10 protein-coding genes are annotated in these 12,383 nt (G+C 47.5%); 8 read left to right on the top strand and 2 right to left on the bottom strand.

Going from position 1 to position 12,383, the window contains the following annotated elements; genetic code table 11:
• Positions 1–4: 4 nt before the first annotated feature.
• Both hutI and hutG read left to right on the top strand, forming a co-directional pair.
• Positions 5–1,225 carry an imidazolonepropionase gene (gene hutI / locus J3P40_RS12420; protein WP_256006083.1) on the top strand — a complete coding sequence of 407 codons (1,221 nt, stop codon included), beginning with the start codon at positions 5–7 and terminating at the stop codon, positions 1,223–1,225.
• Positions 1,204–2,220, top strand: coding sequence for a formimidoylglutamase (gene hutG / locus J3P40_RS12415; RefSeq protein ID WP_256006081.1), 1,017 nt, complete (start codon positions 1,204–1,206; stop codon positions 2,218–2,220). Before hutI ends, hutG begins: the two co-directional genes overlap by 22 nt.
• Before the next feature lie 28 nt (positions 2,221–2,248).
• Here hutG and msrA read toward each other — a convergent pair whose 3' ends face one another.
• On the bottom strand, positions 2,249–2,908 hold the full coding sequence (msrA, locus tag J3P40_RS12410) for a peptide-methionine (S)-S-oxide reductase MsrA (protein WP_256006079.1): 660 nt from the start codon (positions 2,906–2,908) through the stop codon (positions 2,249–2,251).
• A gap of 353 nt (positions 2,909–3,261) precedes the next feature.
• On the bottom strand, positions 3,262–4,002 hold the full coding sequence (locus tag J3P40_RS12405) for an SDR family oxidoreductase (RefSeq protein ID WP_256006077.1): 741 nt from the start codon (positions 4,000–4,002) through the stop codon (positions 3,262–3,264).
• A 104-nt stretch (positions 4,003–4,106) separates the two neighbouring features.
• On the opposite strand from J3P40_RS12405, the gene J3P40_RS12400 reads away from it, so the two are divergent.
• From J3P40_RS12400 to J3P40_RS12375, 6 genes are all read left to right on the top strand, one after another.
• On the top strand, positions 4,107–4,451 hold the full coding sequence (locus tag J3P40_RS12400) for a winged helix-turn-helix transcriptional regulator (protein WP_256006074.1): 345 nt from the start codon (positions 4,107–4,109) through the stop codon (positions 4,449–4,451).
• A 76-nt stretch (positions 4,452–4,527) separates the two neighbouring features.
• Positions 4,528–5,094, top strand: a complete 567-nt coding sequence (locus J3P40_RS12395) for an RNA polymerase sigma factor (protein ID WP_256006073.1) — start codon at positions 4,528–4,530, stop codon at positions 5,092–5,094.
• A gap of 86 nt (positions 5,095–5,180) precedes the next feature.
• Positions 5,181–6,332 (top strand): FecR family protein, encoded by a 1,152-nt coding sequence (locus tag J3P40_RS12390; protein ID WP_256006070.1) that lies wholly within the window; start codon positions 5,181–5,183, stop codon positions 6,330–6,332.
• A gap of 235 nt (positions 6,333–6,567) precedes the next feature.
• On the top strand, positions 6,568–10,026 hold the full coding sequence (locus tag J3P40_RS12385) for a SusC/RagA family TonB-linked outer membrane protein (protein ID WP_256006068.1): 3,459 nt from the start codon (positions 6,568–6,570) through the stop codon (positions 10,024–10,026).
• Between the two features lie 21 nt (positions 10,027–10,047).
• Complete coding sequence (locus tag J3P40_RS12380) at positions 10,048–11,457, top strand: RagB/SusD family nutrient uptake outer membrane protein (RefSeq protein WP_256006066.1); 1,410 nt, start codon at positions 10,048–10,050, stop codon at positions 11,455–11,457.
• A 21-nt stretch (positions 11,458–11,478) separates the two neighbouring features.
• On the top strand, positions 11,479–12,072 hold the full coding sequence (locus J3P40_RS12375) for a TlpA family protein disulfide reductase (protein ID WP_256006063.1): 594 nt from the start codon (positions 11,479–11,481) through the stop codon (positions 12,070–12,072).
• Positions 12,073–12,383 lie beyond the last annotated feature (311 nt).

Here is a 12,383-nt window from a genome sequence, read left to right as displayed (position 1 = left end):
TGCAATGAAACTGATTGGTCCCTTTAAGCAAATGCTAACCCTGGCAAACTTACCGCTAAAAGGCGCCTTGCTGGACGATCAGTTGGAGATCGTTCCAGACGGTGGCGTACTCGTCCAAAATGGACGTATCGTCGATGTCGGGCATTTTCAGCGGTTACGGCTGAGGTACCCGGATGCTGCGGTTGAGGCTGTCGAAAACCCGATGGTATTGCTGCCTGGATTTGTCGATTGTCATACCCACCTGTGTTTCGCCGGAAGTAGGGCAAAGGATTATGCGATGCGCATATCGGGGCGTACTTACCTGGAGATTGCCGCCTCAGGCGGGGGAATATTGGATTCCGTAACCCAAACACGCGGGGCTTCTGCGGCTGAACTCGAGGAGCTTATTTGTGTTCGGGCTGCACGGCATTTCCAGGAGGGGGTAACCACCATCGAAGTCAAGACTGGTTATGGACTTAACCCGGACGAGGAGCTCCGGCAACTGGAGGCGATACATACAGCTTCAAAAAGGAGTGTGGCAGAACTGGTTCCCACCTGTCTGGCCGCACATATCAAACCAAAGGATTTTGACGGATCGGCATCCGCCTATCTGGAGCATGTAGTGCGGGACCTCTTGCCGCTGGTACGCCAGCGCAATTTAGCATCGCGGGTCGATATCTTTGTAGAAACGGGTGCCTTTACACCTGAAGAAGCAGCAAGCTATTTAAATCAGACCATCAGGATGGGCTTCAGGCATACGGTGCATGCCGACCAGTTCAGCGTCGGGGGGACTGCGGTAGCTGTGAAGACTGGTGCTGTCTCTGCGGATCATCTGGAAGCCTGCGGCGATGCGGAAATTGCGTTGCTTGCAGGTTCGCAAACGATAGCCGTCGCATTACCAGGTGCCTCCTTGGGTCTGGGTATGGGCTACGCTCCGGCCAGGAAATTGCTGGATGCGGGGGCAGCCCTGGCTATTGCCAGCGACTGGAATCCGGGTTCTGCACCTATGGGCGACCTGCTTGCTCAGGCAGCAGTCATGGGGGCGGCAGAAAAGCTGACCACCGCGGAAACTTTCGCTGGGCTGACCTTTAGAGCTGCACATGCACTTAGCCTGTCTGACAGGGGTCGGATAGCACCCGGGCAACTGGCCGATTTGCAGGCTTATGCTTGCGACGACTACCGGGAGATATTGTATCATCAAGGTAAATTAAAACCAACCTGCGTATGGAAAAGCGGAAACAAGTAATGCCCTTTTATGAGCCCGCCGATGGCAGGCTCTGGCAGGGTCGGGTAGATGGCGATACCTGGGAGTCCAGGCGCTGGCACCAGTGCGTTGAACTATTCAACGTCTTGGTCCATCCGGATAAGGAGGTTGCCATGCCCGCATTGCTAGCCGGACAAAAAGGCTTTGCCTTCATTGGCTTTTGTTGCGACGAAGGCGTCGTCCGTAACCAGGGACGCCCGGGCGCAGGCTTTGCACCCGGGCAGCTCAGGAAAGCTTGTGCGTCACTTCCAGTACACTTTGAACAAGGTATACGCTTGGTCGACCTCGGCGATATTGTGTGCCGCGATCATGACCTGGAAGGTGCACAACTAGCACTGGGCATACTCGTAGAATCGGCTGTTACCCGTGGCTTTTGTCCTATTGTGCTCGGGGGCGGACATGAAGTTGTCTACGGCCACTACATTGGCTTCACTGCCCTGGCTCAAAAGATCGGTATCATCAATTTTGATGCACACTTTGACCTCCGCATTCCCGCTGCAGCGGGACCGTCATCGGGTACCGGATTCTGGCAAATTGCGGAAGATTGCAAAGCTTCCGGGCGGTCGTTCCATTATCTGCCTATTGGCATACAGCAGCACGCAAACACTCGTGAATTGTATAACATAGCAGCGCAAATGGGAGTTAAACCTATTCATGCCAACGAATTTATACCGGCAAACGAGACCGGTATTATTCAGGCTATAAACGAGTTCATCGAAGTTACAGACCACGTGTACCTAACCATCGATCTCGATGTGTTTGCCGCTGCTTACGCGCCGGGCGTAAGTGCGGTTGGTCCGACGGGCCTGATACCGGATGCGTTTTTTGAACGCGTCCTGGCACATGTCATCCAACAGGGAAAAGTGATCAGTTTTGATATCGCAGAACTAAATCCAACCTACGACATAGACAATCGCACGGCAAAACTGGGGGCATGGCTAATCTTTAATCTGGTTTCCTTACATCCTAACAGATAAGCAAAAGGGCGTCGCCAACCTAGCTATTCTAATCCAGATATTCATTTTTTATCAGTTCAGGCAGAGCTTTTCTCAACTTCAGCACTTTAGGTTTCGATACGTTCCTGATATAGCCGTCAAATTTGTGACGTACATAATAATCCTGGTGTTCTGCTTCTGCGGGATAGAATGCGCTGAAGGCTGTGATTTCCGTAGCAAGCGGCATGGTGTATCTTCGGGCTGAGTCAAGCTGATTCATAACCTTTATGATGGTTTTACGTTCATCAGCAGTACGGAAAAAGGCAATCGACCGGTAGTCAGACCCAACATCCGGGCCCTGACGGTTGATCTGCGTGGGGTCATGAGCATTAAAAAAAGCCGTTGTCAGTTGTTCAAAGCTGATCTGCCGGGGGTCATAGTATACTTGTACTGACTCTGCGTGGCCAGTTTTACCAGTCAGCACCGTCTCGTAATCCGGATTGGTAGTTGTGCCCCCTGCATATCCGCTCACTACCGTAGTCACGCCTTTAAGTTCCAGCATGCATTCCTGCATTGCCCAAAAGCATCCGCCCGCAAATGTCGCAATCTCTTCTCCCGGTTTCTTAGTGGGCAAAACTGTAAAGCCATTTTTGCTTTCCAGGTTTTGGCCTCCGCATGCTGCAAGAAAAAGCGTTACGAGCAACAGGCTGGCTAATAGTACAATTCTCATCTTTTTACGAACGACCGAACGATTAGTGATATTGTAGTGCCCCCGGTAATTTCCGGTCTAGACCAACCTGTTCTGTCAGCCCTCGGACTTTCTTTTCTTCGGACATAGGTATATAATAATTAGGTATTAAATAGATAATAAGTGGAGGGGGTGGTATATCAAGGATATATTAAATATATTTTAATTATGTACTTATTATCTATTTATATCCTAGTTAATACTTACTTATATGATACGTAGTACAGAATGCAGGGCTGCAATCTATTTGGTTGCAACCCTGTTTGTCTTAACATGTTCATTAAGTACTTTCTTTTCGGCCAAGTAACTGCTATTTCCCGTTACGGGGATAAAATTTACTTCAATCCATAGGTTAAATAACCTCCGTCGGCCACAATTTCTGTTCCTGTGATAAAGCTTGCGGCATCAGAAGCCAAAAACAGTACGGTGCTGGCGATTTCTTCTGGGCGACCTAAACGCTGAAGGGCAGTTGCAGCAGCGAGGTATGATTTGGCTTCTGAGGCAACCGATTCGAGCCCTGGCGTTAATACCGGACCGGGACTCACAATGTTTACCCTTATTTTGCGGTCGACCAATTCATTCGCTGCAATCTGCGCGATCTTATTCAGCGCACCCTTGGTAGAGGAGTATACGCTCGTACCCACGTTGGTAGCCGTTGCAACCGTAGAAGAAGTGAAGATAACAGATGCACCATCTGCAAGATGTGGCATTAGCTTTTGAAGTGTAAAATAGTGACCCTTCACATTAGTGTTAAACTGCGCATCGAAGTCGGCTTCTGTGGTTTGTGCAATAGGTGTAAACACAGCAATACCTGCATTGAGGAACAGCACGTCCAGTTTCTGTCCGCTTTCGGCAAACGTTTTTTCGAGTATGTCGATATCGGACATTTTTGACGTATCGGCCACAAGCGTGTGCAGGTTAGGATTGTTGATCTCAGTACTTGCCTTGTTCAGGTTCGCTTCATTTCTGCCAGTAATCCATACATTGGCGCCTGCACCGATAAAGGCATGCGCAGTAGCCAGGCCGATACCTGTGGTACCGCCAGTTATGACTACGTTCTTTTGTGTAAAATTCATCGTAAAAGTGTTTAATGATTATGATGCAAAACTAGTGTGAGTAAATTAATTATGGTAACTTTGTAACCAAAAGTAACAGTAACATTTGAGTAACCAGGTAACTTATGACAGAAAATATTTGCCACAAACCAGAGATTATGGCCGTTCACGATGCCATGGACGTGCTTAACGGAAAATGGAAAATTTCCATAGTTTCGTCGATCTGCTATTATAACAAAAGAAGGTTTTCGGATATCCTGAACGATGTAGAGGGTATCTCCAATAAAATGCTAAGCAAAGAACTGAAAGAGCTTGAGATGAACAAGTTGATTAATCGTACAGTTCATAATACACAGCCCGTTACTGTTGAGTATAGCCTTACGGAATATGGCAGAACCCTACAGTCTATTATCGACGACCTGGCCAGGTGGGGAAAACAGCACCGAAAGGTGATTACTGGGAAGGGGTAGTTTCATGTTCAAGCTTTCGGCGTTTGCATACAGATTACTGTTTGCTGGAAGCCGGAAATACAGTACATTGGCACCAATGCAGCACTGGGATCAAGCAACCGACGAAGAATTGATCGTTTTACTCGCTCAGGAGGATAAACAGGCCTTTGGGGAAATTTACCGCAGGTATAAGGCTGCGTTGATATTACACGCCTTTAAGAAACTGGGCGACTTTGAGCAGGCTAAGGATGTGGTGCAGGAAGTTTTTTCGACGTTGTGGCATAATCGCATTTCGCTGAGTGCGATCAACAGTTTGCCCGCCTATTTGTATGTCCTGGTGCAGCGCCGGGTCTTAAACGTGGTAAAACACCATGCTGTGGCCAATCGGTACCTGGCCTCGTTTAATGAGTATCTGGCCGAAAACCCGCATACTCCTGACGAGGTTTTCAGGGAAAAAGAGCTGGCCGGGCTGATAGACCGGGAGATAGCCAGTCTGCCTGACAGAATGAGAGAGGTCTTGATATTGAGCCGAAAGGAGCATCTAAAGCACCGGGAGATTGCTGAACGTCTGGGAATTTCGGAGTTTACAGTTAAGAATCACATGAAAGCAGCTTTAAAGATGCTCCGTAAAAACCTCGGAAACGCACTTTCCTTGCTTTGCTGATTTTTTTTAACATCCCGCTAGCCCTCTTTCTTTTCCTGGTTGTCTTATCTCTAAAACAACATTGTTAGAGAGCAGGACTACAGCACATGGATAAACAAGCGTTTGAAAAACTAATAGACCGCTTTTTGAGCGGCGAGGCGACTGAGGCCGAGCAGGCGCGTTTAGAGTCCTGGTATCATGATCTTGAAATGGCGGATGCGGCGCTGCTTTCTGATGAACAGTTACTTGATATTGTCACGCTGAAGCATCATCTTATGACGGACGAATCGCGGGGCTTCGGGTTGCCTTACCGTTGGATAGCTGTAGCTGCGTTGTTACTGATGGTGCTTTCTGTGGGCATTTACACTTTGATTTTAAATCCAGGTGGAGGCTCCGCAGAACCGGTGCGATCAGCGATCACAATCCCACCCGGCGGTAATAAAGCTATTCTAACGCTGGCAGATGGTAGCCGGGTATTGCTCGGTACCACTACCGGGTCTGGTAAAGTCAAAGAGCAGGGTGGGGTCAGACTTGTTGAGCAAGGGAATGGTAAGCTTGCTTACCTGATCGACGGAAACAACGCTTCGTCTGACGGTGAAAAACTGATGAACAACATCCGGACACCGCGTGGTGGACAATATCAGGTGACACTTTCTGATGGCACGCGGGTATGGTTAAATTCCGCCTCCTCGATTTCCTATCCCGCTGATTTCCCTGCAGGCGAACGCCGGGTTGAAGTTAGCGGAGAGGTGTATATGGAAGTCGCCCACGATCAGACCAAGCCTTTCCGAGTGGTTTCTGGGCAGCAAACCGTGGAAGTGTTGGGCACCAGGTTTAACATAAATATGTATCCTGACGAACCGGCTGTCCGGACTACACTGGCGGAGGGCAGTGTTCGCGTAATCCACGGCTCTGCAGTCACCACCACTTCTATAGCGGTTTTAAAGCCGGGTCAGCAGTCCATCCTGGCTGGAGGAAATGTAAAGGTCGCTTCTGTCGATGTAGAGCCGGTTATTGCCTGGAAGAACGGCATATTTAAGTTCAATAAGACGAACCTGCGTGAGGTAACCCGGCAGTTATCCCGCTGGTATGATGTTGATTTTACTTATGCAGCTGGGGTGAGTGACCGTAGTTTCTCTGGTGAACTTGCCCGCAATGCTAATATTTCCGAAATTCTTGATCTGCTGAGATTTCTTGATATCAATTTTAAGCTGACACAGGAGGCTGGCCGGAAGGTGATACACATACAACAAAAATAAACTGAACTAAAACAAACAAACCGAACACTATGAAGAAATGGCTACCATGATGTAAACGAAGGTTTTCCGGAATAAAAAATGCAGGAGTGTGACAGCACCCCTGCGTTAAGCTGGCTTAACCTTGCCTGAGGGCAAACGATGAAAAGTGATTCAATCAATTAAACCAAACTGTACAAAAGTAATGAAATTCAATTCTATTGCTGTGCCGGAGGCATGGCATTTAAAAAAAATCCTAATGGTTTTAAAACTAACCACATGTGTACTATTTGTTGCTTTGCTCCAGGTAAGTGCTGCCGGCTACGGACAGGTGAGCCTGAATGAAAGCAATGTGCCTCTTGAAAAGGTCCTGAAGCTGATTAACAAGCAAGCGGGGTATCATTTTTTTTATGATTCGGAAGACCTGGACAAAAAGGTCGTCTCTGTGAATGTAAAAAATGTGACTGTTGAGACAGCTCTGAAGACCTGCCTGGATAACTTGCCGCTCACTTATAAGATTGTTGGACGCAATATTGTTCTAAAGCAGTTGGAGCAACCTGTACCCATGTCTCCGGCAGTATCTAATGTTGCCACCCAGGTAACCGTTAGCGGAAAGGTGACCGACGAAACAGGCGGACCAATGTCGGGCGTGGGGATTATGAACAAGCGTTCAAAAAAGGTGGCCATGACGGATAAGAATGGTTCTTATGCTATCGCGGCTGAACGTGCTGACGTGTTGGTATTTTCCTACATTGGGTACAAGACCACCGATGTAACCGTTGGCAATTCTACGGTTTACAATGTAAAGCTTGAACCAGTTACTTCCGGTCTGGAGCAGGTGGTTGTGGTAGGGTACGGAACAGTGAAACGTAAAGATCTGACCGGGTCAGTAGCTTCTGTCAGCGTAGACGAGATTAAGGACATACCCTTCATGAGTGTAGACCAGGCGTTATCGGGTAAAGCAGCCGGTGTCCAGGTAGTGCAGGGCGATGGCTCACCGGGGGGTGTCGCCAGCATCAGGGTTCGCGGCGGAACTTCAATAATGGGCGGAAATGATCCGCTCTATATTATTGATGGCGTGCAAATTACGCCTCAAAACAGATACATCAGTACTCCTGGCGAACTGGTAGATCCTGTTGCACGCGCATCTAGCGATTCTTCACCAGCGCTAGCCGGGGCTTTTGCCAGGGGATTGAATAGTCTGGCCGGTTTGAACATCAACGATATCGAGACTATCGATATATTAAAAGATGCTTCAGGTACGGCGATTTATGGTTCGAAAGCGGCCAATGGGGTGGTAATCATCACCACTAAAAAAGGCAGGCGTGATCAGAAGCCGGTTGTAGAACTAAACAATTATACCGGCTTTTCTAGTCCGATAAAAGCGGAGTTGCTGAATGCCGATGAATACCGGACGATCATGAAGGAAGCAGCGCAGAACTTGCTGAACGAACAGGCTGCGCTAGGGGAGCCCTTAAGTGCAAGGGCCAGTAGCATCGTTAATACGCCTGACTTCCTTGGTGCAGATAACACAGACTGGCTGGATCTGGTGTTGCGTACAGGTTTAACTCAAAATACCGACCTGTCGGTTCGCGGCGGCGGAAAGGCCTCTCGGTATTATACTTCATTATCGTACAGCAAGCAGAGCGGGGTAATTGAGGGGACAGACTTTTCGCGTCTTTCGGGTAAGGTGAACTTTGATAACGAGGTGGCGAGCAAGTTTAAAGTGATCACCAATATTAATTATGGCTTTACCACCAACAATATTACCAACGGCGCATACTCGCAGGCGCTTTATGCACCGCCTACACGGAGTCCTTATAATGCAGATGGTTCGCTGACAAACCTGAGTGCCGGGGCTATTGGAAGCGATGCTTATCTAGGTTTGCAGAACCCATTGTTGTTGCTGAAGGGTATAAACCGAGGCAAGAACGCCATGTTCCTGGGCTCCCTTACGCTGGAATACGATATCGTTAAAGACCTGAAATTCCGTAGTCAGTCGTCTGTAAACTATAACAATTACCAGCAGCGAAACTTCACGCCGTCGTCTACACTAGTCGCATCGGGTAGTACCAATGCAGTCGACTCCAAAGGAGGTGTAGGTTCATTGGGCCAGTCAGAAAACGTGAGTTATCTTTACGAAAACACCTTAAATTACAATACACAGTTTGCTGAGCATCGCTTAGATTTCGTGGCGGGTACTTCCTGGCAGTTGAGTAAGTCGTCCTCTTTCCAGGCATCTGGCCAGACCTTCCCGGATGACGTTGTACTGAATCACCTTGGTTCTGCGGCAGTAACCCTTCCGAACGTTTCGTCATTTGGTCAGAATTCACTCTTAAGTTTTTATGCAAGAGGTAACTATGCTTATCAGGATAAATACTTGCTTACCGTTACAGCGCGTTCTGATGCTTCTTCCAAATTTTCTAATACCAACCGGATCGGCTATTTTCCTTCTGCTGGTGTAGCCTGGCGGTTATCAGAGGAGAATTTCATGAAGGATATAAGTTGGATAGATGATATTAAGCTGCGCGCCAGTGCCGGTTATACGGGTACGCAGAATATCGGCGATTATTTGTACCGCACTCTGTATACTCCAGCCACCTATAATGGTGCAAATGCCGTTATACCCAGTCAGCTCGGCAATAATGCCATAAAGTGGGAGTCAACTTTACAAAAGGATGCTGGAATTGACCTTTCATTGTTCGATTCAAGATTATCGGCAAGTATAGGTCTTTACGAGAAGAAGTCGTCAGGTCTGCTGTTTACCCTTCCGCTTGCACCAAGTTCTTCGTTCAGTAATTTAACGGCCAACCTGGCCGATATACGCAACCGCGGTTTGGAAATTGGTCTGCAAGGCGAGATTTTACGTGCTAAGTCTTTTACCTGGAGGAGTGATCTGAATGTGTCGTTCAACAGAAGTCTGGTTACCGGGCTTAATATGGACTATGCCGATCCTAAACATGGAAGTGTAAACAGCAACAACGGACAAAGTTATATCATGTCGAACACCGTGCTGCGAACCGGCATGGCAGTAGGGCAGTTTGTTGGTGCCCAGTACGCAGGCATTATCCAAAACACGGAGCAATTGGAGGCCTATAAAGCACAGCAGCCCTTTTATATGTTCTTTAATCCATACCTGAACATCGGCGATGCTATGTATCAGATCGGTAGCGGTCCGCTGGAAGGATTTGTGGACACCTACAGACTTATTGGAAGTGCCGCGCCTAAATTTTATGGGGGCTGGACGAACACGTTAATCTTCAGTAACTTTTCACTGGTGAGTCTGCTTAACTATTCTTACGGGGGCCAAATACTCTACCTGGCCGATATTCGTGACAATTTTATTTATGACATGGCCAACAAGGGAAGGGCGGTACTTGGCCGCTGGACGCCGGATAACACGAATACCGCTCGTCCGCGACTGGTATACGGGCAGAATTCTATCGGCACAACCAGCAGCAGTATTTACAGTTCCTCATACATCAAATTGAAATCGCTGACATTGAACTATCAGCTGCCACAAACCCTGCTCCAGCGCCTTAAGGTTGCCAACCTATCGGTGTATGTTTCAGGTACCAACCTGTTTACCATATCAAAATATCCTGGTCAGGACCCCGAGGTAAGCAACGATCCTTACAGCTTGGTTGATGGCTATACAGATTCCAACGCTTATCCTACGATAAGACAGTATGTATTGGGTGCAAGGCTAAGTTTTTAACAGATAATAATTGATAAGATCATGAAACACAAGATATTGATGGCGATAGTGGGACTTACCTTGTTATCGCAATATGGATGTAAGAAAGAACTGGATGCACTGCCCGAAAATGCGCTTGTAGAGGGCAACGCGATTGTAAATCAGCAGACAGCTGCAACGGCTTTAAATGGGGTATATTACCGGTTCGCTAATGCTACGGTAACGAATACCAACTGGCTAAGCAACCAGATAAACGGCGGAATCCTGACCGGTTATCTGGACGATGGCAACAATACTTTAAATGAGGCCAAAAACCTGCTGGGTACTAGTCCGATGAATAGCGAATGGCGTACACAATACACATTAATCAATGCGACAAACGGTGTTATTGAAGGCTTAAACAAGCTGGGCAGCGCTGCCATCGCTGATGATATAAAACTTCGAATGCTTGCAGAAGCCCGGTTTTTACGCGCCTACAGCCACTTCAAATTGCTACTTTGGTTTGGTCAGTGGTGGGATTTGAACAGCGCGTACGGTGTGATGCTACGCGAGAAGTTTATTACCTCGACAAATATTTCGCAGGCCAGGGCGTCGGTAAAAGACAGTTATGCTTTTATACTGGAAGATCTGAACTTTTCGATAGCGGCCAATGTTCCGGCAACAACAAATGTATATGCGAATAAGTGGACCGCAATGGCCCTTAAAATGCGGGTACTAATGAGTCGCGGACAGGGAAGTGACTATGCCGATTGCGCCCAGCTTGGAAATACGATAATCACCACCGGCCCGTATGTGCTCGAAAACAATCCGAGGGATATATTCTACACCAAGGGCTTAACCAGCACCGAGGTGATTATGGGTGTTAAACCTCAGGCCAATCAGGAGAACTACTACTATAACACAAGTGGAAATTACGTTTCCAGAAACTCCTATTATGTGGCTACCGCTGCTTTGAATACGCTGCTAACCAATGATCCTCGCAAGTCATGGATGATCGGCAATGCCGGGAGAAGAGGCAAAGGGTACTATTTTATCAAATATGTGCAGCCTGCCCTGGCCACGACGATGGTATCTGAAGTTGCATATGCCTTCAGACTATCGGAGATCTACCTGATGCAGTCGGAGGCGATTGCCCGCTCAGGAGGTGACCTCAACCTGGCCAAAACACAGTTAAAAGCAGTAATGACCCGCGCCGGGGTGACGAACTTTAGTGCTGTAGACGGCTCCGCCACAGCCAACGAACTTTGTAAGGAGATTTACTATGAATATGTCAGAAGCCTTATCGGTGAAGATGGACAAGCGTATTGGGCGCTGCTTCGTTTTCCTTTGGCTAAGGTGACTGAACTGCGCCCGACAATAACAAGTGTGAATCAATATATTTTACCGATACCGAAAACGGAGTTTGTAAGTAACCCGGCTATTGGCGATCAAAACCCAGGATATTCTAAGTAAGATTTACTAAACATTTGATATATGAAAGCAATCAAAATATTAGGATGCGCGCTGCTGGTAAGCTTCTGTGTAAACGTTAACGGACAGGAACAAAAAGTTACTTCACCCGCGAATATGGATCAGATGTTGGCTTCGCTGGTATCTGAGCTTCAAAATAAACTGGTAGGTAAGAAGGCGCCCGATTTTACTACCAAGGACGTCAACGGCAGAAAACTGTCGCTTGAAAGTTTTAAGGGTAAGTATGTAATCCTCGACTTTTGGGCCACCTGGTGTAAACCCTGCAGACAGAGTCACCCGCATCTCATCTCCCTTTACAAAAAGTACCATGATAAAGGTCTTGAAATTATTGGCATAGCAGATGATGATTCGCGACCGGAAGCCTGGCGTGAGGCCATTGCGGCCGACAACATCACCATGTTTCACCACGCGTTGGCAGGTTCAGATCCCAAAAAACGTATGAAGGGTGAGGAGAATCCCGCCGATATTATGGCCATGTACAGCGTTCCGGCGTTGCCCACCAAGTTTGTGATCGACAAAGAAGGTAAGGTTGTGGCGGCTTACGTTGGCGATAGCGATAAGATTGACGGTAAACTAAAAGAGCTCTTTGGGTTCTAGCGGCCCCCAGATCGAAAAGTTGTTTCATTAAAAGATCAGTATCCTTAGAAAATGCGGATACTGATCTTTTTTATTTTTATTCTAGCCAAGTCTTTGTGGGCTTTATAACTCAGTTCCTAATCTCGAGCTCAGGTGGCCTCTTGCAGGTTTTTGGTAGCATATTTAACGCTTGTTTAGAATTTGTATAAATAATTTGTGACTTATTTGGAATAATTCTAAACATACTTCTATATTTGCTGGCATAAAAAAAATGCCACACGGTTTCGGACCCGTGTGGCGACCGGCAAAGCCGGGTTACCTTTAATCTCAGT

This window comes from Pedobacter deserti, assembly GCF_024436415.1.
Lineage (GTDB): Bacteria > Bacteroidota > Bacteroidia > Sphingobacteriales > Sphingobacteriaceae > Pedobacter > Pedobacter faecalis.
This window is presented reverse-complemented; position numbering and strand designations above follow the sequence as displayed.